The organism is Paraburkholderia sp. SECH4 (assembly GCF_030511745.1).
Lineage (GTDB): Bacteria > Pseudomonadota > Gammaproteobacteria > Burkholderiales > Burkholderiaceae > Paraburkholderia > Paraburkholderia madseniana.
This window is the reverse complement of record NZ_JALOCP010000001.1, coordinates 627,302-650,538: the sequence shown is the minus strand read 5'-3', so window position 1 is coordinate 650,538 and position 23,237 is coordinate 627,302. Positions and strand designations below refer to the sequence as shown.

Genomic DNA, 23,237 nt, shown 5'->3' with positions numbered 1-23,237 from the left:
GTATGTTGGGTGAAGGGCTTCCCGATGTATATGCCGGCGTTGTTCACCAGCGTGTTGATCCGGCCAAATCGTGCAACACCTTCGGAAATGACACGCTGGGCGGTTGCCGGGTCACCAATATCGCCGGCGACGGTCAGGATGTTCGCGTCGTCCGACGGCTTGATCGAACGTGCCGTCGCAACAATGCGGTAGTCGAGCTTACGAAACGCCTTGACGACTTCGGCGCCTATACCTTGCGATGCGCCGGTAACGACGACAACCTTTTGTGACGTGCTCATGTATTACCCAGAAAATTTTGTTCGGCTTCAACGCCCATCGGGCCGATGGCGCCGATCAAGTCAAATGTAGGCGCGTTGATTCAGATTTCGCACAACCCTGCAATCAACCCTTTTTAGCCTGCGCCAGCCATTGGTCGAGACTGACGCGGCCGATCCGCGCATCGCCGAGCGGCACGAGCGATTGCTCCTCGACACGGCCGCCGTAGTACAGCGCATTGCGATCCGTCACCACCGGGCGTGCGTCGCCCACCGATTTCAGATAACGGGTGACGATCTCCGCGAAGGGCGCGCGGTCCGGGCCGGCGATCTCGACCGTGCCGTTCAGCGGCGCGGCGAGCGCGATCTGCGCGAGGCTCGCCGCGACGTCGTCCGCGGCGATCGGCTGAAACAGGCCGTCGCCGACGCGCACCGTGCCGCCGACCGTGCTGAAATCCGCGATACCGCCGATGAACTCCATGAACTGGGTCGCGCGCACGATCGTGTACGGCACGCCCGCCGCTTCGATCACTTCTTCCTGTGCAACCTTGGCAACGAAATACGCGTTCTCCGGCGTGCGGTCGCAGCCGACGATTGATAGCGCGACGTGATGACGTACCCCTGCGGCCACTTCGACTTTGCCGAGGTTACGGGCCGAGGTGCGGAAAAAGTCGAGCACCGCCTGCGGCTCCCACGATGGCGCGTTCGTCACATCCACTACGACGTCTGCGCCCACGAGCGCGTTGCTCAAGCCTTCGCCCGTAACGGCGTTTACGCCGGTGCGCGGCGACGCGGCAAGCGCCTCATGACCCGCTTCGCTGAGCAGCGTGACCACACGCGAGCCGATCAGGCCGGAACCACCGATTACGACGATCTTCATGGCAGATTCTCCAGATGAAAGTAACTGAACATGTGAGGCGCTGGCGGGCGTCGTATTGCGTGAAAGTGTTCGCCGCCGTCGCATCGCGTGAGGCCATTGTGGAAGAATCATGCTCTATCGAAAAGTGCCAAGAATTGTCGATCCGACTAGTCCATGTCGGTTGCCGCTCCCCTTGCCTGCGAGACCCTCATGACCGTACCGACTCCCGCATTGACCATCGAAATCAATCGGCAGCATCAGTTGCCGATCTATCTGCAGATCTGCGAGCGTTTCAGGACCGCGATCGCCGCGGGGCATCTGCGTCCCGGCGATCGCGTGCCTGCGCTGCGCGGTCTCGCCACGCAACTGAGCACGGCGCGCGGCACGGTCGAGCTCGCCTACACGATCCTCGTCGACGAGGGCTACCTGCAGATGCGCGGCGCGGCGGGCACCTTCGTATCGACGTCGCTGCCGGCATCGGCGATACACTCGTCGCGTGCGCAAGGCGTTCAGGACGCGCGGGGCAGGCAGAGCACTGAATCGCGGTGCAGTTCGCCGAAGGCCCCGATGGCCCGGTCGACGATGTCGCCGTCGCCGCCTGCGCCCGCAAGGCGGGGCTCGCGGTGCTGCCGCTTTCGATCTGGTACGCGAACGGCCGCGCGCGGCGCACGCTGCGCGGCCTCGTGATGGGCTTCGCGAACATTGCCGATGCGCGTGAGGCGGCCGTCTCGCGCGAACGTTGCGCGCGTGTCTGGACGGCTGACGCGAGGGGCATGTGTCCAGATCCCGGAGAAGTGCGGCGCGGCATGCCTTTGCTCGATGCGACAGGGATGCTTTAAGCGTCTTGCGCAACCGTACCCGCCGGCGTGCTCGCGCTGCCGACCGCCTGTGCGGCGAGCGAGGCGAGCACCGCATCGCCGGTGAGTTGAACGCGCGCCGAATCGAGCGCCTCAGCTACCGTCGCTTCGCCCATCACAAGTCCCTGCAAGAGAAGAAACTGCATGCTGTGGATGCCGATCGAACCGAACGCGTCGCGCAGATAAGGTGTCAGGAAATCCGGCTGCCGCGCGCGTTCGCCGCTATTGGATGCGAAAGAGGGGCGAGTGGTTCGACGAAATGCATGCCTCGGGCGAGCAGCCCATTGCGAAAATAGAAGCGTTGCGCAAGCGGCATGTGCAGGCCCGTGTCGAGTACGAATTCCGCGCAGCCGGTATCATGCGCAATCTGCCGTACCGCGTCGAGCAGTTGGGCACCGATGCCGCCTCGCTGCAGCCTGCCATCGACAACCAGATCGTCGACATAGACAAAGCGGCCATACAGCAGATTGGTCAGCGTGCGATAACCGGCGAGGCCGACGATTTTGCCCGCGTCGGACGCAGCGAGCAGGCGATAGCCTTCGGCATGCTGCCTCGCCACCTGCGCGGCGAACGAGTGCGCGTCCGTCAGACGCGGGCGCAACTGACGCATGACGTCGAATGCGGACAGCAGCGAATCAGGCGTGTCGAGGTGAACGAAGCGAAGCGAGGCAGGCATGTGCGTCTCCACGAGGAACGACGCTCACGATACCCAGCGCACGGCTTGGTCGATAGAGCCAAGAATGTGCGATTCGACCAAGCCATCAGGCGGACGCAGTGTGTCGCTAGCCGAATTCGACGCAGTCACCGTGAAAAGCGGTGTCACCAATAGGCCATCGCGTTGCCCACGGGTACGAGCGATGGGCATTGGGGAGCCCGGTTCTCGGACCACGTGTGTTTGTTGCCGCCGATCGCAGGCAGATCATCCAGGCATGCTCGTCGAGCCCGGGCGATAGACCTTCGACGGACGCCAGGATTCACACTCCGCGGAGCTTGGCGTCTGTCGCCCGCTTTCTGACCGGCTGCTCCACCCATGATGCCTTCCTTTGAGCAAACCTTGGCCGCGTCAATCTTACCTCGGGCTATGACGACTCTCGCGCTACAGAGGATCTACTAAACAAAGACACTGAACTCTCTATAGCGCAATGATTGTCTGGCTCGATGGATCGTCGGCACGTTCTCCGAGCATCTCCTTCAGATCGCGCTCAATGATGCTGCACAGCGTTGAAATGGGAACGTCATTTGCGCCGCCTTCAAACGGATTCTCCGTGCTTTCCCCAACCTGTTCGAGCGACGTGTACATCCACGATACTGCGACACTGCATGGCACCACCAGCCATACCATGTTGCCATGCATGAAGCCACTCACTCCATCATTCAGCTTATCGAATTCGTGAAGCAGCCCGAATGGGAAAAGCAAACAAAAAAACCTCACGAATAGCGAACTGACTGTTGCATATTGACGTGGATAGGGAAAATTCTTGAAACGTTCCGATCTTGACTGGAGATCAATGAAATCCCCAACCGCCCGTTGAAGCTCCATGTAGAAACTTGAATTCAGGTGCCCCGCAATGTGAAGCATCTTGAGCGAAGCGCCTTGCAGGCTCAGCACGAATGTAGCGATAGAAGTGGAGGAAAGCGCTTGCGTTGTTTCCGACGGAGACAAATATTCTGGCAATAATTCGCTAATGTCTCTTTCCCACTCCGGCACGCGATAGAACCGACGATATTCAGCGTTGGAACGCTTGCTCGTGCTTTCCCAGATACGGGGTCGACGTAGCTCATATCGCAGCGCGGTCAGCCAGGCAAGGTGTCGATACACCAGTTTTCGGGAAATGTCTTCGTCTTTGACAAGATCGCGTGCGATTTGGCCCCAGCGACGGCTTCTGCTCAATATGTCAATCCAGATGTCGAGGGCGTCCATTGCTCTGTTGTATGTCTGAACGTTTTTGAAGCCAACGATAAACGACGTCGCGGTTCCGAGCAGAACCACAATCGTCAGAGGTACCGACAGCCATGTAAGAGCGAAAAACTTGTACAGAGCGACCGGTACGGAACCGCAAACGAGAAGTCCGTAGATCTGTCGTCGAGTCCAGATCAAGAACTCCAATAGCTTATAGGATTTTCCAAGATGCATTTTGTGTGTCTTAGGCTACCGCAGGTGAGTAATGAAAAAAGACGCGGACAACGTGCGCACCCAGTGCCACGTTCTGCGCCCAATTGACACTGACCGGACCGCTCCTCCCCTAAGACGTTGCACGCTCGACTTTTGTGACATATGACCGAAAAATCTTCCGTCAGACTTCATGCTAAACGGTTGACTCAAGTTGTGATTGTTGTTCTTCAGACAACACGGAAGCGCCCGTTTTTGGTCTTATGTTGAGGACAAGACATGCATATGATGACGGCCAGGTTCGATTCCGGCACCGCATTATGCTCGGACCATCCGGCCAACGACGTCTCACACGACGATCTCAATTCCATGCGTGGCAATATCCTGGTGTCAGAGAGTTGTCGGACTGGCGCTCATGTATTCACACGGCTGGAGAGATCTGTTCATGAACGACGACGCGCGTGCCTTCAATGGGCTTCGCCCTCGGCTTCACAAGATTGCGTATCGGATGCTGGGGTCAATTGCCGAGGCCGAGGATATCGTGCAGGACGTCTGGCTGCGCTGGCATGCGGCGCCGCGGGAGGCCATCGAAAATGCTGAAGCGTGGCTTGTCGCAGTTGCGACGCGCCTGTGCATCGACCGTCTTCGCGCGGTAAAAATTCAGCGTGAACACTATTCGGGTATATGGTTGCCGGAACCTGAAATGACTGACCCGTCTGCTACGCCAGAAGGGGTCAGGGAACGCGCCGACGACGTATCCGTGGCCTTTCTGATGCTGCTCGAGCGGCTGACTCCGGAGGCACGCGCAGCGTTCCTGCTACGCGAGGTATTCGACGCGGACTATGATGAGGTCGCTGAAGCCATCGGCAAGACGGAGGCCGCGTGCCGCCAACTGGTCAGCCGCGCCAAAGCGCAACTACGCGAAGAACGGGCACGCTATGCTGTGCCGCGCGAAACCCATCTCCGCCTGCTGCAGACCTTCGCACAGGCGCTGGAGCGCGGCGATTTCACTGCGATCAATGCCTTGCTGGCTGACGACGCGATGCTGATCGGCGACGGCGGCGGCAAGGTGCCGAGCTTCCCGAAACCGATGGTTGGCGGCCGGCGCATCGCACAGCTTTTCTATGCTGCTTGCCGGCGCTACGGCAGCGAACTCAGCATCAAGCTCGTGATGCTCAACGGTCAATGGGCGCTGCTGCGATTTGTCGAAGGCAAGCTCGAATCGGCGCAGTCGTTCGAAACAGACGGCGCGCGCATCGTCCGTATTCTCGTGCAGCGCAATCCCGACAAGCTGGCGCGTATCGCCGCGGCACACTGCAACACCTGAACGCTGATATTTCTCCGGCCTGCCTGCGCTAGGTTGCGTTTGATTGGTGCCAAAGGGACAACACCGTGAGCCCGTTTGCGGGCCTACCGCGCTACGCCACGGCGGCCTACGATGACTTCGTGCGGCGCATTGCCGCTAACGACATCCGCTAAGCGCGAGTGTTCACCAGGAGAAGTCCATGACACAGCGTATCAACTACATTCAGCAATCGCCGGAGTTGTTCAAGAAACTCCTTGAATTCAGCAATCAACTGAAGGACAGCGCAATCGAAGAATCGATCCGCGATCTCATTTCGATCCGGGCGTCGCAGATCAATGGCTGTGGGTTTTGCGTCGACATGCACGTAAAGGAAGCACGCCTGCACGGCGAGCGTGAACTGCGTCTCCATCACCTGGCAATCTGGCGCGAATCGACGCTCTTCGCGCCGCGCGAGCGCGCCGCACTGGCGTGGACTGAAGCGTTGACCAAGCTTGCCGAGCCTGGCGTGCCCGACGATATCTACGAACATGTACGTACGCAGTTCTCAGAGAAGGAACTGTCTGACCTGACGTACGAAGTCATGTCCATCAACGCCTGGAACCGCGCGAACGTAGCGTTCAGGACCGTGCCGGGTTCGGCCGACAAGGCATTCGGCCTCGACAAGACGAATCTCGCCTGAACCGTCTGGTTCTTCCATTCCTTTCCACCTTCGTCCCGCATGTGCGGGACGCGTTATTTGGCAGGCAGACCATGTTTTCACTAAAGAACACCGCAATCGCAATGCTCGTCGTCGCGGGCGCACATATCGGCGTGGCTTGTGCGGCGGCTCCCGAAGCCGTTGTGACACCGCTGATGACAAAGCCGCTCGACGACTATCCCGGCAAGGAAGCGCTGATGATCACCGTGACCTATCCACCGGGTTCTGTCGATCCAGTTCATCGGCATCACGCGCACGCCTTCGTCTATGTGCTGGAGGGATCGATCGTGATGCAGGTCAAGGGCGGCAAGGAAGTCACGCTCACGCCTGGGCAGACCTTCTATGAAGGTCCCAACGATGTACACACCGTCGGGCGTAACGCGAGCCAGACCCAACCGGCGAAGTTCATCGTGCTTCTTCTGAAGGACAAAGGCGCGCCTGTTCTCGTGCCGGAGAAATAAGCACGCTCGTGTGGCGATGCTCTGGTTTTACCTGTTTGGCTTGGCGCTGGCATCAGTGTTTGGGTCTTGGCTGGCCGATTCCAGTTCCGGCGGATCTGCGCAGCGAAAGCGGGCCCAGATGCATATGCCGCAGAGAAACGGAAGCATTCAGACGTTGCCATAAGCGGCGGCAACACGCGCCAGCTTGCCTCGGTTGAGCTGCTCATGTGCTCTCGCGTAAGGCCGCGACCATGCGTTGCGCGGCCCGGTCCATTTCATCCTCACTAAAGGGCGCGAAACCCATCACCAGACCTTGGCCCACGCTATGGCGCCGAGTGTATCGGCCCAACGGCGCCGCGTCGACACCGGCCAACTTCAATCTTCGAACGGCAGTGCGCTCATCGAGCTGCGGCAGGCGGCCCACAACGTCCAGACCGGCTGAAGCCGGCGGGAAGTCGATCAAGCCCTGCCAGTGTTTCAGAGCCGTGTGTTCGAACGCCTGTGCGCGAGTCGCATAGATCTTTCTGGTGCGACGCATGTGCTTATCGAAATGTCCGTCGCCGAAAAAGTCCGCCATGACGGCCTGTGTCAAGCCGTTAGCACTTCGGTCAGTGACTGGCGTCGCCCGGATAAACGGCTCGACGAGACGCGGGGGTAAAACGACAAAGGCAAGCCGTAGCGAGGGAAACATCAGCTTACTGAATGTTCCCGCCAATACTACGCGGGAATCGGCGCCCGGCAGACTCTGGAGCGCTGGAAGTGGTCTTGAGAGAAAGCAGTACTCGCTGTCGTAGTCGTCCTCGAAAATGATTGCATCATTCGAAGCCGCCCAGCGAAGCAAGGCAGAACGCCGTTCTGCGGACAACGGCATGCCCAGCGGAGCCTGTCGCGACGGAGTGACATAGGCGAGGACAGCCGACGGCGCCATGTGTATGCCCTCCTGCACGCGGAGGCCGTCCCGGTCAACGGGCACATCAACCACCCGAACGCCGCTCGCATGCATGATCTGTCGCGCGCCCATATATCCGGGGTCCTCCATCCAGACGGAATCCCCAGGCTTGCTCAGCAGGCGCATGCAAAGGTCGAGAGCCTGTTGCACACCGCCCACAATGACGATCTGGTCCGGCGACACTCTCACTGCGCGCGCGATCGCCAGATGTTCCGCGATGGCGAATCTCAACGCGGGCAAACCGCCAGGACTTGTGTCGTTGAGCGTAAGCAGGCGCGACGGGCGCAATTGCCGTACATGAAGTTGCCGCCATAGATCGACTGGAAACAGGCGAATATCGCCACGGTGCGGAAAGAATGGCTGCGGTAGTGAGTTCGCTCCAGAGAGCGGAAAGGGGGGATCATGCTCCCTGAGCCGCTTGATCCATGGAACGTGTAGTTCCTTTGCTGGTTCGTCGCCGGCGACAGTTTGCCGTGAAGCCACTGCGTTACACGGAAATGTGTGGTCGGGCAATGCGGTGCTCACCCGAGTACCGCTTCCCGTGCGGGCCACCAGATAACCTTCCGACAGCAATTGTTCGTACGCTCCGGCGACTGTGCCCCTGGCAAGACCGTACTGTTGTGCCAGTGTGCGCGTACCCGGGAGGAGAGCGCCTTGGGGCAAGCGGCCAGTGATGATCGCCTGGCTTAATGCCTTGTATAACCACTGCTGCAAATTTTCGTTTGCATTGGGCGCCCCCAAAGGAAGAGACCATACGACGGTGGATCGCTCGCGTCTGCGCCTTCCCGTTGGAGCTTCACATCTACCGGTCATGACGTTGGAATCTATCAGTTCTTCTTTTGCGATACGGAGTTCATGATGTGCGCACGATCGCCGTCGCAAGCAACGATTGCCTGTTAATTCAGCCTCGCCAACGAGTCCCGAGAAGTGACACGTATCGCAACCCCGAAAATTGCCGCGTCATTCACGCACCGCGACCACAGTCGAAACCATATTCAAGGCGGCGATGTAAATATTGGTCGTGTAAGGCTCGCAATGGACGAGCGCCAGACACGCGCTCCCGACGCGGAGCCGAAAATCAGAGCATCGTTCTTTCCGGCGCAGTTGAACGAACCGGAACCGACGCCCGCAAAGAACAAGCACTCAACCGTGCCCTTAACTACGGTTCACGGCGATCCAACTGAATTGAACGGCTTCGAGACGTGTCTCGTGTGCGTCAATGAATGGAATGTCGACTTCGCCGCTCCCTGCTTCGTGGCGCAGAGGCCTGATAGTCAGGGAATCATTGATACGTTGTCGTTGTCCGTGACAACCATGGAAGTGACTGAAAAAAGCAACGGGTTCTTATGAGGTGTACGCGACCTCGGGTTCGTCATTGACTCCAGTCGGTCCGAACCCGGCAGGCGATCTGGGAGCAATCACGTTTGACAATTCGGGCCGCCTGACTTCGCCTGGCGCTTCCAACCTTAGCTTCACCATCCCTAACGGTGCGGACGGTGGGGTCACGACGCAATCCTTGTCGCTGGATTTAACAGGTACGACGCAGTACGGCGGGAAGAACGGCGTAATCAGTTTGCAGCCAGACGGCAATAGTTCAGGGCAACTCACGTCGTTCTCCGTTGGTCCTGACGGCGTATTGACCGGCTCGTTTTCGAACGGCACCACGCTTGCCCTTGGCCAGGTGGTGCTCGCGACCTTCGCCAATGCGAATGGTCTCGTGAATCTCGGAAACAACGCGTATGCGCAGACGTCTGAATCTGGCGTTGCTCAAATCTCCACTCCCGGTTCAACCAATCATGGGGTGCTGCAAGGCGGTGAGACCGAAGACTCAAACGTGGACCTGACGGCGGAGCTTGTTCATTTGATTACGGCGCAGCGCGACTACCAGGCAAATGCACAGACGATCAAGACTCAGCAGACGGTCGATCAGACGCTCATCAACATATAGTTGATACGTTATCCATCAGCAATAGCCCGCGATGCCGGCGGTACAGGGGGGCGTGCCCGGTGGCCTGTCTGCCATCGGGGTTCGTGTGAGAGCCCTATGAGCAAGCCACAGATAGCAAAGGAGAACCACCGCGACGATGCCCAACAATGGCATCTGCCATCCAGATTGATGGAGGTGTGCGAACAATGGGGCGAGTCGACCGGGCAGAAACGCGCCCGCGAGGAGGCCAGCGCATGCCCATATGCTTACGCTGGCGCAGTCGTGCAATAGAAAGGAACGCGTTTTGATCGCCATCGCTCCGCAAAGAGGAACGGCGATCAGCGAAAGCCCGGGCACAAAGCGGACAATCATCAACGCACGCGCACCACGTCGAGAAAGGAAGTACTCGAATCTTGTAACACATCGTTGCCCCGTGAACGACAGTTTGCATACCAACTGGAGGGTGCGTCTGCCGTAGCGTTTGCCGCCTTGAAACCAGAGAAAATCGCCAAGAACACCACCGGAAACGGCGGCACCGAGCAGAATGACGAAGTGAAGCAGCGTACGCGCGAGGTCATATCTCGCACTGGCGATGCTCGCGCCGATCGTCATTAGCGTCGTGATGGAAGGAAACGGCAGACCGAGCGATGAGGCAAGCACGCTGAAGAATACGATCAACGCTCCATACTGAGAAAGCAGCTCATGGGAAAACATTTTATGATCCTGAGAAAATGATTTCGTCGTGGTCGTAACACTCGAGCGGGAAAGACCTGCATGAGGTTTGTCAGTGCCCTTTTCCTGGTGATTCAGAAATCGTCTGCGCTGATGGCGCACGAAGCGAATCTGAACGCTATCGTATGCGTATCTTGTTCGGCATAGAAGACTGCGCACTGCGGTTTTCATGTTGCCTGAAAAGCAACAAACGACGGGTGATCGCATGAACCTTCTGGCATGAAGTGTGATGGAACAGATCGCGCAAGTATCTCCTGAATACGTCGACCGCTGACACGCTGGTCACGGAACTCATGGAACTCGCCAAGTCGCGATTGGAACTCGCCGCAGCCCCGATGGCTCGCTTCGATAGTCCTACTCGGCGCAAATAGCTTTAGAGCGCTCCAGCCAGCCACAGCGCGACGTTGACCGAGTAACGGTGGATGTCCCGCAGAGCTTGCCGCTCGGTCTGCATCCCGTTCCCAGGAGGTTCGGTCACAAAGCTCGGACAACCAAGTCGCGAGTCCCAGTTGTAGTCGGCAAAATGATGAAAGGTACTTTGGGCGACTGCGGGACCTCCCCGGACCGAAGGTTCGAATGCGACTGCAAGATTGAAACTCTTTCCTGTTACTTTGCTTTTGCCTCGTGCGATCACTCGAGCTGGTTCGTCGTCAGGAGCGTCAACGGCGCCCTCATGGGGGTGTGCGGGCAGGAACCGGATTGCGCCGCAAGGAGAGTCAGGGTCCGCCAATACGGGATGTGTGGGTCCAACGATCGTGACTTCCTGAAAGTCTCCGTTTGTGCCCGAGTGAAAATTGGGCCAGGAGATGTGGGTTGAGAACGGGTCGTCGGCCACACGTCTGGATCGGTCGGGATCTAGATTGCGCGTGTGAAAGTGGTGTGCCTTGCCCACGCCGCCCAAACTGCACAGCGAACTGCCCAGATCCATGTGATCCCTGGTGACCAACAAACCACGACCTGCCCGTCGGAATCGCGTGATCCCCTCGCAATCTTCGGAGGTCAGACCGTCGCCTTCGTCAACGGCAAACAGCCACAACTCGTCGAACCCGGTTTCATCGAGACGAGAAAGAATCGGGTCCGGTTGCCCGAGCCGCTCGCGGTCCCGAGCAACGACATTGAACGTCACGCGCCCTTCGGAAGCTTGATGCGTTCGCAGTAGTTCTGCCAGGCGGCTGAACCGCGCAATCGACCAGTCGTCGTCGTTAGGCAGGATGGTCGTTTGAAGCAGAATCTGGATGGTACGCATGATGGTCAGTTGGTCGCTTAGAAATCTGGGTCTTATCGCGGCTGAGTCGATCTGATCCGCGACCTCCCCCTCTCGACGTGCACTTTAGTGACCGGCGCTCGGGCTGCTTTGAGACAGATGGCTACAGATAGCTGGCGCTGTGCGACGCACTGTCCGTCGTGCAACGGGTTCCCGGCGCGCGGCCATACTCGGTGTTGCCGGTCGAGATCGACCGCGATTGTGCGTTTTGCCGGTCGGAGGTACCCTGAGCATGCGCCAGGCTCGTTAAAGCACATCGTCATCGTAGGCGTGCGGCACCTGTTGCGGTAGACACGCAAACAGACACGCGGTGTTGCCCGCCCGGCACCAATCGAAGGCAGGCTCAAGGGCTTTCACCCAGTGGAAAGTGCCGCCCTTTTGCAGCACACGCGATCTGCGGACACTAGTCTGCACGCGCGCTCGGACATTCGAACGTCGGCGCAGGCCCGAACTGCAGGAGGTCCTCGCGCTGCGCGGCAATCACGATAGAAAGGCTGGATGGGCGGGCACGGTGAATTGAACGACCGCGCCGCTGGGTTGGTTTGCGCTCGCCCACAATCGACCGCCATGCGCGTCGATGATCGAACGGCAGATCGACAGCCCCATCCCCAAACCCGTAGGCTTCGTGGTGTAGAAGGGGGCGAAGACGCTCTCGGCGGTGTGCGGAGCAAAGCCCGGTCCCGAATCGCGTACTGTCACGAGCACGCAGTTCGAATCGGCTTTTCCTGTGCCGATAAGCAATTGCCGTACGCCATCACTGACACCACTCATCGCGTCGATCGCGTTGACGATCAGGTTGAGGAGCACTTGTTGCAATTCGACACGGTCTCCTTCGATGAATGGCAAACCTTCAGCGAGTTGAGTTTGCACTGAGGCGCCGCTCTTCGTGGCTTCGCCACGGGTAAGCTCGATCACCTCGCGGATCGCTTCGTTGATGTCCACAGGTTCCTTCTGCGGCGGCGTCTTCCTGATCAGCCCACGGATCCGCCCGAGCACGTCCCCCGCCCGATTGGCATCCTTGATAATGCGGCTGAGCACCTGCTCGACCTCGTCGATGTCAGGAGGTTGTGCGCCCAACCACCGCAGCGCAGCCTGAGCGTTGGTCACTGTCGCGGCGATTGGCTGATTGACTTCGTGAGCGATCGAGGCAGTAAGTTGCCCCATGGTTGCCACGCGGTTCGCGTGCGCCAGCGCCGTCTGCACCTCGCGATAGCGCCGCTCGCTCTCGTGGACCTTTTCCTCCGCCTGCTTGCGCTCGGTCAGATCGAGCACGAAGGCGACGCCTTCCTTCCGGCTCGCCTCGAAAGTGGCCGCGCCGACCATGACAGGCACACGGCTGCCATCCTTTCTGATGTATTCCTTCTCGAAGGGCTGCGCGCGCCCTGTCTGCATGGCCTCTGCCAGGGCTTGTTCATCGCCTTGATGCAATTCCGGCGGTGTCAGATTCCTCCAGCGTACGCGACCGGAGACAAGATCGTCCCGCTCGTATCCCACCATGTGAAGAAATGCGTCATTGGCTTCAAGAATGTCACCATCGGCATTCCAGACGATGATTCCGATGATGTTGGCGTCGACGAGACGCCGGATCTTCGCTTCACGTTCTGCGAGGTCGCGATACAAACGGGCATTTTCCAGCGAAATTGCGGCCTGCGAGGCCAGCAGCTTCAGTACGGCGATCCGGGCCGGGCTGAACGCGCGGGCTGCCAGATTGTTTTCGAGGTAGAGCGCGCCCGTGAGCTTCGCCTGATTCATTAGGGGCATGCAGAGAATGGAACGGCCGCCATGCGCACGGATGTAGGGATCTGCAGAAAACGACGACTCGGCTGCGGCATCGTCGATGAAGATGCTCTCCCCGGTGCGCAAGACATGGTAGACGATCGACTCCGGCAGCATCGCCGCGCTCACCGGCACATCGCGCAGTTGCAACTGGGTCGCTTCAGCGCCTGTCGTCGCTTCTGCCGCTATCCGTTGTTCGCCGCCGTCCGACAGAACCAGCAGACCTCGTTCCGCGCCCGCCTGTTCAATTGCCGTACGCATGACCATGTCGATCAGCTTTTCCAGAACGATGTCGCCCGAGGCGGCCTTCGACACCTTGATCACGGTCGCGAGGTCGAGGTGTTCAACGGACGCTGCGATCGTGGTCGTCGGCCCGGGCGTGGGCTCTTCCGTCGCCAGGTACGGATACCTCTCCTCGAGTTGCCTTACCTTTCCGTCTGCTCCCCAACGCAGGTAGCCGTAGCGGGCGTCCTGTAAATACACACGGGCAATCTTCTCGAGACCGCGTGCCGCGTAAAATCGGGACGCGAGTTCGTTGGCGAGCGCCTCGTTATGGGCAAAGCCGCTTTCCTGTGCCGAGCGGATGGCCTGCTCGTAGAACTGCTCGGCGTCGATCACGCGGCCTTCGATGCGGGCAATCTCGGCACTGACCAGTGCGGCGCGGTTCTCGAAATTGTCCGGGCAATTCTCCGCCCAGATCTTCAGTTGCCTGTGATGCGCCGCTACAGCGTCCAGGTGCTGTGGGTGCTCGCCGACCGGGACGGAGTCGCACAACGCGGCGTGGGCCAGCGCACCGTAAAAGTGATATTCGGCTTCCTCAAAAAACGAGGATGAGGTCCAGAGCAGGGGTTGCGCCTTCGATGCGGCATCCATGGCAACCGAATAGTCGCCTGCAAGATAGCGTGCCTGCAATTTCCGGATCCAGTACCAACACGCAGCGATCGCCAGTTCCGGATTTTCTGAAAAACGACGCTCGATCCGAAGTTCATCAAACTGCTCATCGTCAAGGCAGCCAAATTGCGGCGTGAGTCCCCGGAGAGTCCGGATCAGCGAGCGTTGCGTGGTGATGATGTCAATGACAAGACCGAACCGTGCCTTCTCGGCGAACGCGAGGCCATTTTCGGCTTCGCCTTGCACCTCAGGCAGCGGCTCGCCGGCGAAGAGGAGGTCCGAATTCAGATTGTTGCACGCGTAGGCCCCAGACGTGAGGTCTCCGATGCGGTTCGCCGCTTCGAACGCGCGGCGCAGCAGATCACGGCAAGCCCGCACGTGTTTCATCCAGCGCACGACGAAAGCGGAAAAGCAAGCGTACGTTCTCGCCTCAAGATGTTTTAGCCCGCGTCGCTCGACCAGTTCGTAGCCGAGCTGTCCGAGTCGGAATCCGGCCTGGTAGTCGCCGAAACGCGGTCCGGCTATCTTGCCGAGCATGACATAGGCGAAACAGGACGCATCGCAGTTGCCACGCTCGAGGCTGAGACTGACCGCCTTGCAGCTCATGAGGGCAGCCAGGTTCGCATCGGTATACAAGGCCGGCGAGAAACCCTTACTCAGAACACCGGCAGTCCCGAGGGATGCCGGATCATCCATCGGCGGCAAATCGATGAGTTCCTCGATGGTCCGGCCTGCAAGCAGCGACCAGATGCGATCGTACTCGCGCCGCACCTCCTCGTCGGTCGGATGGGGCGGCCACTCGATGCTGACGCGCCGGAGGAAGGCGAGACAAACAGCGATCGCGCGGTCGCTTTGATCGAGGGTCGTGCAGACATCGATGTGCAGGCTCGCGACGAGGGCTTGTTCGACCGTTGTCGTGGCGCGATTCGACAGCGCCGTGAGGCGCTCGTCTGCGACCGATAACTGCCCGGTCAAAAATTCGCATTCGGCCCGATTCAGTTCCAGCGCGAAGATCTCTCCATGCCGGCGCTCCCAGCAATCGTTGTTCAATAGTTCCGCACCGGTGACGAGATAGGTGAGCGCCGAGGCATAGGCTGTCGACGCCTTGGCGCGCTGGCCTGCGAGCAGGTTGAAACCGGCCAGTTGCTCCCGTTCGTCCTGCTCGGTGATCAGCGCGGCGCCGCGATTGAGCTGACCCACGATCTCGAAGATCGACTCCTCCTGCTTTTCCGGGGGCGTCTGCGCAGCGAGCAGCCGCCCGATCCGCAAATGGGCCTCGGCGCGCGAGGCTTCGGGGATCAGCGAATAGGCGGCTTCCTGAATCCGGTCGTGAACAAACGCGCAGGATCCGTCCAGCCGCTCGACCAGCTCATGACGGAGCGCCTCCCACAACGCCGCGTGGAGCTGCGCCTCCGGGATGCCGAGAACGGTCGAAAGATTCGTGATCCCGGCGACGTTGCCGAGACAGGCAAGCTGCTGCAACGCCTGCTGCGTCTCCGCCGGCAGGCGGGTCAGCTTGCCAACCATCAGGTCCACGACATTGTCGGTGTAACCCTTGGCACGAATGCGATCGAGATCCCAGGACCAGCACGCCGCGTCATGGTCGAAGTGGAACAAGCCCTCCTCGGCAAGCGAATAGAGAAACTGAATCACGAAGAACGGATTGCCGGTGGTTTTGTCATGCACCAGTTGAGCCAGGGGCTCGATGCGTTTCGGCTCTCTGTGAAGCGCGTCCGCGATCAACTGTCTGACATGCGAACTGGCGAGCGGCGCCAGTGCAATTTCATCGATCTTGACGCCCGCGTTCCTGATGGCCTGAAGCTTGACCGCTAGCGGATGCGCGGCTTCGACCTCGTTGTCGCGATAAGCGCCGATCAGCATCAGGTACTGCACGTCCGCCTGAGTCAATAGATCTTCGAGCAGGTCGAGTGTCGCCGCGTCGAGCCACTGCAGATCGTCGAGAAAGAGCGCAAGTGGATGTTCCGCCCGGGCAAATACGCTGATGAATCGGCGGAACACGAACTGGAAACGGCTTTGCGCCTGCTGCGGATCAAGCGCCGGGATCGGCGGCTGGTCACCGATAATAAGCTTTAGTTCAGGAATGAGGTCGGTCATGAGCCGCGCATTCGGGCCCAGCGCCTCCAGAAACGCACCGCGCCAGATCGCCAGCTCAGCGTCGCTCTTGCCGAGCAGCGGCCGTACCAGGCTTTGAATAGCCTGCACCAGCGTCGAATAGGGGATGTCTCGCTTGTACTGGTCGAACTTGCCGGATGCGAAGAGCCCCCGCGGCGGCACCAGCACCTTGTGCAGTTCATTGACGACCGAGGATTTGCCGATGCCTGAATAGCCGGAGACGAGCACTAGTTCCGGCGCGCCGCTCCTGACGATCCGGTCGAACGCGGCGATCAGGGTGTCGACCTCGCGCTCCCGCCCGTACAGCTTTTCGGGAATCAGCAGCCGGTCAGGCATGTCGTGTTTGCCTAGTGGGAAGGCATCGACGCGGCGCTGACGCTGCCAGTCGGCCAGGCAGTGCTGCAGATCACGCTCGACACCGGCGGCAGTCTGGTAGCGCTCCTCGGCCGTCTTGGCGAGCAGCTTCATGACAATGTGGGAGACCGCGGCGGGTACGGTCTCCATCCGCGTGCTGGGTGGCACCGGCTTTCTGGCGATATGGCAGTGCACCCACTCCATGGGGTCGGCGGCCGTAAACGGCAGTGCGCCGGTCAGCATCCGGTAAAGCGTGACGCCGAAAGCGTAGAGGTCGCTGCGCGAATCGATCGAACGATTCATCCGTCCGGTCTGCTCGGGTGCCATGTAGGCGAGCGTCCCGGCGATGGTTTCGGGCGGCTCGGGCGGTTGCCGCTCGCGTAGTAGCCGCGAGGCGAGACCGAATCCGGTGAGCCGCGCCTGTGTGTCGGCGCAGTTCACCAGGATATGAGTGGGCTTGAGATCCTTATGGACAAGGCCTTGCTGGTGGAGCTTGCCCAGCGCCGCGCTGATGCTCACGGCAAGCCGTAAAAAAATTCCCATTTCCATGGGTGCGCCGAGCAGCCGCGCAAGCGGCTCACCGCCGGGGTCCTCGAGCACGAGCAGGGTCTGGCCGCCTTCGCGCACCAGTTCCAGCGGCCGCACCGCCCATGCGTCATCGAGTTCGTCTTTCAGGCCGAACTCGTGAGTGAGGCGATCAAGGCTGGCCGGTAGTGGATGTTCGGCGGCGGGCCGCACAAGCAGGATGTTTTGGCCGTCGCCCTTGCCCGGGCGCTGCCCGCGGCAGAAAACGCGCTCGCCATCGTCCCACAAGGTCTGGAGTAGGTTACCCATTGGCGCCGGAAACAAATGTAGGCCTTCATCTGCCGCACACTGCTACCCGACATTGGTCTGGACGCTACATCCGTCCGCATGATCGGCGCGGGGTACGCTCCGAAATCGATTTACAGCATGGCATCTCATCGATTACCAACGCTGCAGGTGCAGGAATTCCGGCATGATACACCTCGACGACCGAGGCGCCATTGAGTGTGGTCGGATGAACGTGGCAAAGGCGGCCGAGACTCCCGGGCGCGGAGCAGACACGTCACACATCCCCGATGACAGCGCTACGTCCGTCAGCAATCGCGGAAACACGCGTCCAGCGCGTGGGAGGCCAGCGTCGCGAACGACGCCTGGAGGATGATCGCGCCGGCCGCGCACAGCGACGACGCCAGATTCACGCCGCCATCTTACCTGCGGAAGTCTCGATGTCATCCCCGTTGAACACGGTCAGGTAATTCAGGTCGAGCGCCCGAATCTCTTCCGTCATGAAATCGACAAACACGCGAATGCGTGACGGCAAGTGTTGTCGGCAAAGATAGCAGATGTAGTGGCCCCGGTCGTCCGGCACATGCTGCCTTAGAGCCATGACAAGCTCGTTGCGTGCAATGTAATCGCATATCTGATATCCGGGCATCTGGGCGATTCCACGACCATCCAGGACTGCCGTCAACACCAGGTCTGCGTCACTGAAAGTCAATCTGGCGGTCGGCAGATACTTTCGCACATGGCCTTCTACCTTGAACTCCCACTCGAAGACGCGACCGCTGGAGAACCTGAAGTTGATACAGTCATGCTGACCCAGCTCTTCGAGCGTCGATGGCAGTCCCCGCTCTTCAGCGTAGGCACGGGATGCGCAGAGTACCATCTGCATGGGAATCAACTGCTTCGCAATGATGCTGGAGTCCTCGATGCACCCGTCGCGAAACGCGACATCGATCTGTTCTGCAGCGAAATCGGCTGGCCTGTCATCCAGAAGCAGGTCGACGGCGATATCTGGGTAGGCCTTGGAAAACCGGGAAAGCAACGGGGCAACCACCTTGCGTCCAAATCCAACCGTTGAACTGATGCGAAGCAAGCCGCGAGGCGGACCCTCGCGGAGATCCAGCATGTCGTTCATCGCCTCGACGATATGGGTCACACCCTGATTGCAGTTCTCGAAGAACCTCTCGCCCTCTTGCGTCAGGCTTGTTGTCCTTGTCGTTCGGAGAAACAGGCGAGTGCTTAGCTGCATTTCAAGCTTCTGAACATTTCGACAGACAGCCGAGCGTCCAACCCCCAATCGTTCCCCGGCTTTGGCGAAGCTTCCCTCCGTAGCGACCGCCATGAACGCGATGATCCCCGCGTAGCTCGTCGCGAAACAGGTAGACAAGGCGTCAGCGCTACTGGGCAAGCCCACGCGAAGGCCGCGCTGCAATGTATCCGATTGATCCATTGATGTCTCCCGCTTCCTTCACCGTATTCGTTTGAGCTTTGCGTTGCATCCATTACTGCAAGCAAATACGATGCAGATCCACTGCTCGCCGATATACGTTTCTGCCAGGCCACCTACGAACGTGTACTCGTCGCATGCATTTCCACCGATCAGGATGCGGTTGTGCAGTCCGTTGAACATGGTTTTTCCCTTCGAGACTGGTCGCCAAGCTTCGCTGGGTTGCGAGCGCACCGGCCGTGAGACAAGGGTAGGCGCGCGGTCGTCACAAAACCATTCTACGGACGGGTGGCGCTGCCTGTACATAGGCTTCGAACACTCATACAAACGTATAACCCGCGGGACGGGGACACCCCCCGCAAGGTGTCGGCGAGCTTCAGGCACGGATCGTCCGACGCCCCATTTTCGAGCATCTATTGCGAGCAGTGGTGCTGGAACCTGCATCAACGGTTGCTTCCGTCCATGGGGCAACGCCGTAAGCGCTGCGCAGATCCGGGTTGTCGACGGGCACGCAATGGATAAGGCAGTCTCGCAACTCCACACGGCGCGCATTTGCCTGTGTCATGCGCGTGTCGATCCGAATGTGGAGCGATCCCGTCACACGGTTCGATGCACGGTACGCGGTCATATTGAAGTATGAGGTTGCCGTCGCAGCGGACCCACAGGCCTTACCTGGCCTGGACGACCTTGAAGCACGATTGAGCGATGTGCTTGCGGCGCATTAACACGTTTGTATGATTCTCGGTCATCGGTACGAGAATTACGCTGGGTATCGTAGAAGCACGCGGTGGCGTTCTTGCAGCGCGCGGCGGTGTTTTGGCTACGTGCACTCCCTATTCTAAAAGTCGAGGCTGGTCTTGTGTTCCGCTCAGGTAGTTTCGATTGTCGACGACGACGAGGCCGTCCGCCTTGCGATGGCGACTCTCGTGCGCTCGTTCGGTAGGCATACACGCCTGTTCGCGTCGGCGGAGGAATTTCTGCAATCCGGCTACATAGCGGAGACGTCATGCCTGATCTCCGACGTCATGATGCCAGGCATGTCGGGGGTCGAGATGCGCGACCGCATACTGGTACTCGGATATGCGCCGCCGACGATATTCATCACGGCGTTCCCGGCGGCCGACCTGAAGGCGAAGGCCATGACGAATGGTGCACTGGCTGTACTCGACAAGCCGGTTGATGCCGACGCCTTTGCGCATTGGCTCAGCGTCGCGCTGGATCTGCCGTAGCGGACCGACGACATGCCGGAACGGCGCTCCCGATGTCGCCTGTCAAGACGACTTCTGGGGCTGTGGATTGACGCCCAGCGATTCCGATTTTCTGACGAGATCAGCGACGGATCGCGCTGCCATCTTTTTCATGGCCTGGCCACGGTGAATCTTCACGGTGATCTCACTGAGATTCATCTCGGCGGCAATCTGCTTGTTCATCAGTCCGGCCACGACGAACCCCATGACTTCTCGCTCGCGCGGCGTCAGCGATTCGTAGGCGGCACGAACCGCCGCGGTCGATTGTTCGGCCGCGAGGCGCTCACTGTCGCGCGCCAACGCATTGGTAACCGCATCCAGCATGTCCTGGTCGCGAAACGGCTTCGCGAAGAAATCGACTGCCCCGGCTTTCATCGCCTTGACCGTCATTGCGATATCGCCATGCCCTGTCATGAAGACGATCGGCATACGCACGCCGCTCTTCGCAATCTGTTCCTGAACGGCAAGGCCGCTTTCGCCGCGCAGCCTGACATCGAGAACCAGGCAACTCGGGGAGTCGCCCTTCGGGAACGCGAGAAAGTCCCGCGACGATTCGAATGTCTCCACCCGTAGCCCGACTGAGCGCAGCAGACCGCCGAGGGCGAAGCGAATCGACTCGTCGTCGTCGACCACATAGACCACGGGCTCCTTGCGGGTGCTTGAACCTTGGGAAGATGTCGAATGCGACCCCAAACTCATCTCTCCTCCTTTCTCCGGACCGGCGGTGCACGCGACGGCGTCGAGTCCGATGATGCCGGCCATGCTACCACGCACAAAACAACGAGCCGGCTTTGGTGAATCCGTTCTTTGTACAGATGTCCATCCACGCCCAGTTACGCGGCCGTCGGCCACGTGCTCACGAGTGTTTCCGCACTGCCATGCGTTTCGTCTGGCGGTTGCACGTCGCATCGGTGTTCTTCCTGGCCATTCGAGCGGCGACTTCGGACAGGCTGCGGATCTTCATGCGCAAAGAGATATTCGTTGATTGTTGTCGTCGAGGCAACATGGTGAGTTCGCTCACGGGGCTACTGGCCCTCGATGTCCGAGTCTACGATCCACCCTGACGGTGCCGCGCAAGCGATGTCTGTGATGTCGATTGGGCTTGCGGCCACCATCGTTCTCCGAGTCCGGGAATCATGCTCAGTCATCTCGGAACTCGCCGCTGAACAAACCAGGCACCTGTTGCTATGAGTTCGGTGCTTATCATCGACTTCGTAATTTTCCAACCGAAGGCAATAATCATGTCGCAGAAAATCTTGATAGTAGGTGCCGGCTTCGCTGGAGTGTGGGGCGCACTAGGCGCAGCTCGTGTGCTCGATGGTGCCGGTGTAAGGAACAGTGACGTTGAAATCACCTTGATCTCCCCGAAACCGGAATTGCAGATCCGTCCGCGGCTATACGAAAGCGAGCCGCAGCGGATGGCCGCACCGCTGCGTTCGCTGCTGGACGCCGTGGGCGTGAATTTTCTGGAAGGCAGTGTCGAAGAGATATCCGTTCATGACAAGACGGTAAATGTCGTATCGGCCAACGGGTCAACGCGTTCGCTCGCCTATGACCGGTTGCTGTTGACCAGTGGCAGCAGGTTGAACAAGCCACCGGTTCCAGGTCTGGCGGAGTACGCATTCTCTGTCGATCGCATTGAGGACGCGGTAGCGCTCGACAATCACTTCGCAGAGCTGGTGAAACTGCCGGATTCGCCAGCACGCAACACTGTCGCAGTCGTCGGATGTGGCTTTACGGGTATCGAGGTCGCTACTGAATTGCCAAAGCGAATGCGCGAGCTATTTGGTGCTGACGCGGCGGTTCGTGTCGTCGTGATCGGATCGCAGGACGAAATTGGTCCCGATCTAGGTCCCAATCCTCGGCCGTATGTATCTGAAGCCTTTGACTCGCTGGGCGTCGAGGCGGTACTTGGATCTGGCGTAGTGTCGGTCGATGCGGACGGGGTTCACACTGCGTCGGGTACCCGGATCGAAGCCATGACCGTGATCTGGGCGGGCGGAATGCGTGCCAGCTCACTGACAGCGCAAGTTTCCTCGCATCTTGACCCACTTGGGCGCGTCGAGGTGACACCTGATCTTCGCGTGGCCGAAGCGCCCGATGTGTTTGTAGCGGGCGATGTGGCGCGAGCCCGAAGCGACGATGACGGGCACTATGCATTGATGTCCTGTCAACACGCTATCGTGATGGGGCAATTCGGCGGGCACAACGTGGCTGCAGACCTGATCGGTGTACCGACACTGGAATACAGACAGCCGTTCTATGCGACTTGCCTCGACCTTGGCGAATGGGGTGCCGTTTACTCGGAAGGCTGGGATCGACAGATCAAGCTGACGCACGCCGAAGGAAAGGTGCGCAAACAGATGATCAACACGCAGTGGATCTACCCGCCCGCGCCGAACCGTACCGAAGCGTTGGCAGCGGGCAACCCGCAGGCTTCCCTCGGCTAACCGGTAGGCGTCACCAAAGCTGTTGCGGTGAGCAGAGTGGGTCAGCGATGTGTGGCGACGGTGGCAATGAACGTCTTCAACAGACGATCACACGCCACCGTCGCTTGGGTCAGCCAATAACGTCAGCCAACGACGGTCACGATATTGACGGTCCCTTGTCTGGCCATCTTTGCATACGGGCACAAGCGCTCGGCAGCTCGAACCATCTCTTCCGCTACGCGTCGGTCAACGCCGGGCATCCGGACCCGGACGTCGATGACCAATGCATAGCCTCCGTCCATGGGATCACGACCAAACGAAACCTGCACCTCCACAACAGTCTCGTTGATCTCCATGGCGGCGCGTTTCCCGAGCAGGTTCAGTGCGCCGTGAAAGCACGCGGCAAAGCCCGCCGCGAACAGCTGCTCGGGATTGGTCCCGTTACCGGGTCCACCGAACTCAGCGGGCAGCCGCAGTTCAACAACAAGATTTCCGTCATCTGAACGAGCCACTCCAGATGCGCGGCCGTGTCCCGTCTCGCCGCCCGAAACGGTGACAGTCGTTGTGTACAGTGGATGAAAATCCCGGCCTCGATACCTGTCGAGGAGGGAGAGCGGGGGGGCTTCCAGCTTGTTGTTGTCCATGGTGCACTCTCGAGGTCCGTGACGCGCGCTCCGATTCCTGGTTAGCCTACGAGGCAACGCCGCTTCAATGGTAGATGAGCGCAGAGGGTGACGGTAGGGTGGTACAGGTACACA

Annotated in this window: 19 protein-coding genes and 1 pseudogene; 8 read left to right on the top strand and 12 right to left on the bottom strand. The window is 59.7% G+C overall.

Annotated elements, in window-relative coordinates; translation table 11 throughout:
* Both M0D67_RS02805 and M0D67_RS02800 read right to left on the bottom strand, forming a co-directional pair.
* A partial coding sequence (locus tag M0D67_RS02805) for an SDR family oxidoreductase (RefSeq protein WP_266237180.1) occupies positions 1–278 on the bottom strand: 278 nt, incomplete at its 3' end.
* 103 nt (positions 279–381) lie between these two features.
* A complete protein-coding gene (locus M0D67_RS02800) occupies positions 382–1,134 on the bottom strand; it encodes an SDR family oxidoreductase (protein ID WP_266237178.1) in 753 nt (250 codons plus the stop codon).
* A gap of 210 nt (positions 1,135–1,344) precedes the next feature.
* Here M0D67_RS02800 and M0D67_RS02795 point away from each other — a divergent pair, with 210 nt between their 5' ends.
* Positions 1,345–1,800, top strand: coding sequence for a GntR family transcriptional regulator (locus M0D67_RS02795; RefSeq protein WP_266237176.1), 456 nt, complete (start codon positions 1,345–1,347; stop codon positions 1,798–1,800).
* A gap of 148 nt (positions 1,801–1,948) precedes the next feature.
* On the opposite strand, the gene M0D67_RS02790 is transcribed toward M0D67_RS02795, so the two are convergent.
* The 3 genes from M0D67_RS02790 to M0D67_RS02780 form a co-directional block, all read right to left on the bottom strand.
* A complete protein-coding gene (locus tag M0D67_RS02790; RefSeq protein WP_171928997.1) occupies positions 1,949–2,116 on the bottom strand; it encodes a hypothetical protein in 168 nt (55 codons plus the stop codon).
* Positions 2,117–2,160: 44 nt separating this feature from the next.
* Positions 2,161–2,646, bottom strand: coding sequence for a GNAT family N-acetyltransferase (locus M0D67_RS02785; protein WP_266237174.1), 486 nt, complete (start codon positions 2,644–2,646; stop codon positions 2,161–2,163).
* A 456-nt stretch (positions 2,647–3,102) separates the two neighbouring features.
* Positions 3,103–4,104, bottom strand: a complete 1,002-nt coding sequence (locus tag M0D67_RS02780; protein WP_266237172.1) for a bestrophin family protein — start codon at positions 4,102–4,104, stop codon at positions 3,103–3,105.
* A 421-nt stretch (positions 4,105–4,525) separates the two neighbouring features.
* Between M0D67_RS02780 and M0D67_RS02775 the strand changes: the two genes are divergently transcribed.
* The 3 genes from M0D67_RS02775 to M0D67_RS02765 all read left to right on the top strand — a co-directional run bounded on the left by M0D67_RS02775 (position 4,526) and on the right by M0D67_RS02765 (position 6,544).
* Positions 4,526–5,407, top strand: a complete 882-nt coding sequence (locus tag M0D67_RS02775) for an RNA polymerase sigma-70 factor (protein ID WP_171928993.1) — start codon at positions 4,526–4,528, stop codon at positions 5,405–5,407.
* 178 nt (positions 5,408–5,585) lie between these two features.
* On the top strand, positions 5,586–6,065 hold the full coding sequence (locus tag M0D67_RS02770; protein WP_171928992.1) for a carboxymuconolactone decarboxylase family protein: 480 nt from the start codon (positions 5,586–5,588) through the stop codon (positions 6,063–6,065).
* A 71-nt stretch (positions 6,066–6,136) separates the two neighbouring features.
* Complete coding sequence (locus M0D67_RS02765; protein WP_115105177.1) at positions 6,137–6,544, top strand: cupin domain-containing protein; 408 nt, start codon at positions 6,137–6,139, stop codon at positions 6,542–6,544.
* Positions 6,545–6,746: 202 nt separating this feature from the next.
* Here the strand turns inward: M0D67_RS02765 and M0D67_RS02760 are convergent, their stop codons facing one another.
* Positions 6,747–8,285 (bottom strand): PLP-dependent aminotransferase family protein, encoded by a 1,539-nt coding sequence (locus tag M0D67_RS02760; protein ID WP_266237166.1) that lies wholly within the window; start codon positions 8,283–8,285, stop codon positions 6,747–6,749.
* A gap of 114 nt (positions 8,286–8,399) precedes the next feature.
* Between M0D67_RS02760 and M0D67_RS02755 the strand changes: the two genes are divergently transcribed.
* On the top strand, positions 8,400–8,822 hold the full coding sequence (locus tag M0D67_RS02755; RefSeq protein ID WP_171928991.1) for a hypothetical protein: 423 nt from the start codon (positions 8,400–8,402) through the stop codon (positions 8,820–8,822).
* Positions 8,809–9,420: pseudogene (locus tag M0D67_RS02750) on the top strand (flagellar hook-basal body complex protein); the annotation flags it as partial. The gene M0D67_RS02755 and the pseudogene M0D67_RS02750, both read left to right, overlap by 14 nt.
* A 15-nt stretch (positions 9,421–9,435) precedes the next feature.
* Here the strand turns inward: M0D67_RS02750 and M0D67_RS02745 are convergent.
* From M0D67_RS02745 to M0D67_RS02730, 4 genes are all read right to left on the bottom strand, one after another.
* Positions 9,436–10,113, bottom strand: coding sequence for a DedA family protein (locus M0D67_RS02745; RefSeq protein ID WP_171929000.1), 678 nt, complete (start codon positions 10,111–10,113; stop codon positions 9,436–9,438).
* A 391-nt stretch (positions 10,114–10,504) separates the two neighbouring features.
* Positions 10,505–11,377: a hypothetical protein gene (locus tag M0D67_RS02740; protein WP_171928990.1), complete on the bottom strand. Its 873-nt coding sequence runs from the start codon at positions 11,375–11,377 to the stop codon at positions 10,505–10,507.
* A gap of 498 nt (positions 11,378–11,875) precedes the next feature.
* Entirely contained in the window at positions 11,876–17,383 is a 5,508-nt protein-coding gene (locus M0D67_RS02735) for an ATP-binding sensor histidine kinase (RefSeq protein WP_266237163.1), read from the bottom strand.
* 385 nt (positions 17,384–17,768) lie between these two features.
* Positions 17,769–18,806: a LysR family transcriptional regulator gene (locus M0D67_RS02730; protein WP_171928988.1), complete on the bottom strand. Its 1,038-nt coding sequence runs from the start codon at positions 18,804–18,806 to the stop codon at positions 17,769–17,771.
* An 854-nt stretch (positions 18,807–19,660) separates the two neighbouring features.
* Between M0D67_RS02730 and M0D67_RS02725 the strand changes: the two genes are divergently transcribed.
* Complete coding sequence (locus tag M0D67_RS02725) at positions 19,661–20,032, top strand: response regulator transcription factor (RefSeq protein WP_171928987.1); 372 nt, start codon at positions 19,661–19,663, stop codon at positions 20,030–20,032.
* A 42-nt stretch (positions 20,033–20,074) separates the two neighbouring features.
* Here M0D67_RS02725 and M0D67_RS02720 read toward each other — a convergent pair whose 3' ends face one another.
* Positions 20,075–20,749 (bottom strand): response regulator transcription factor, encoded by a 675-nt coding sequence (locus M0D67_RS02720; RefSeq protein ID WP_171928999.1) that lies wholly within the window; start codon positions 20,747–20,749, stop codon positions 20,075–20,077.
* A gap of 542 nt (positions 20,750–21,291) precedes the next feature.
* Between M0D67_RS02720 and M0D67_RS02715 the strand changes: the two genes are divergently transcribed.
* Positions 21,292–22,500, top strand: coding sequence for an NAD(P)/FAD-dependent oxidoreductase (locus M0D67_RS02715; protein ID WP_266237207.1), 1,209 nt, complete (start codon positions 21,292–21,294; stop codon positions 22,498–22,500).
* A 122-nt stretch (positions 22,501–22,622) separates the two neighbouring features.
* Here M0D67_RS02715 and M0D67_RS02710 read toward each other — a convergent pair whose 3' ends face one another.
* The gene (locus M0D67_RS02710; protein ID WP_171928986.1) at positions 22,623–23,123 is read right to left on the bottom strand and encodes an Ohr family peroxiredoxin; all 501 of its coding nucleotides are present in this window, start codon (positions 23,121–23,123) and stop codon (positions 22,623–22,625) included.
* Positions 23,124–23,237: the final 114 nt, after the last annotated feature.

Bases quoted from the DNA above. Each gene is read 5' to 3' on its own strand.
- M0D67_RS02800 (WP_266237178.1), bottom strand. From the start codon at position 1,134: ATGAAGATCGTCGTAATCGGTGGTTCCGGCCTGATCGGCTCGCGTGTG.
- M0D67_RS02790 (WP_171928997.1), bottom strand. From the start codon at position 2,116: ATGCAGTTTCTTCTCTTGCAGGGACTTGTGATGGGCGAAGCGACGGTA.
- M0D67_RS02785 (WP_266237174.1), bottom strand. From the start codon at position 2,646: ATGCCTGCCTCGCTTCGCTTCGTTCACCTCGACACGCCTGATTCGCTG.
- M0D67_RS02780 (WP_266237172.1), bottom strand. From the start codon at position 4,104: ATGCATCTTGGAAAATCCTATAAGCTATTGGAGTTCTTGATCTGGACT.
- M0D67_RS02775 (WP_171928993.1), top strand. From the start codon at position 4,526: ATGAACGACGACGCGCGTGCCTTCAATGGGCTTCGCCCTCGGCTTCAC.
- M0D67_RS02770 (WP_171928992.1), top strand. From the start codon at position 5,586: ATGACACAGCGTATCAACTACATTCAGCAATCGCCGGAGTTGTTCAAG.
- M0D67_RS02765 (WP_115105177.1), top strand. From the start codon at position 6,137: ATGTTTTCACTAAAGAACACCGCAATCGCAATGCTCGTCGTCGCGGGC.
- M0D67_RS02760 (WP_266237166.1), bottom strand. From the start codon at position 8,285: ATGACCGGTAGATGTGAAGCTCCAACGGGAAGGCGCAGACGCGAGCGA.
- M0D67_RS02745 (WP_171929000.1), bottom strand. From the start codon at position 10,113: ATGTTTTCCCATGAGCTGCTTTCTCAGTATGGAGCGTTGATCGTATTC.
- M0D67_RS02740 (WP_171928990.1), bottom strand. From the start codon at position 11,377: ATGCGTACCATCCAGATTCTGCTTCAAACGACCATCCTGCCTAACGAC.
- M0D67_RS02735 (WP_266237163.1), bottom strand. From the start codon at position 17,383: ATGGGTAACCTACTCCAGACCTTGTGGGACGATGGCGAGCGCGTTTTC.
- M0D67_RS02730 (WP_171928988.1), bottom strand. From the start codon at position 18,806: ATGGATCAATCGGATACATTGCAGCGCGGCCTTCGCGTGGGCTTGCCC.
- M0D67_RS02720 (WP_171928999.1), bottom strand. From the start codon at position 20,749: ATGAGTTTGGGGTCGCATTCGACATCTTCCCAAGGTTCAAGCACCCGC.
- M0D67_RS02715 (WP_266237207.1), top strand. From the start codon at position 21,292: ATGTCGCAGAAAATCTTGATAGTAGGTGCCGGCTTCGCTGGAGTGTGG.
- M0D67_RS02710 (WP_171928986.1), bottom strand. From the start codon at position 23,123: ATGGACAACAACAAGCTGGAAGCCCCCCCGCTCTCCCTCCTCGACAGG.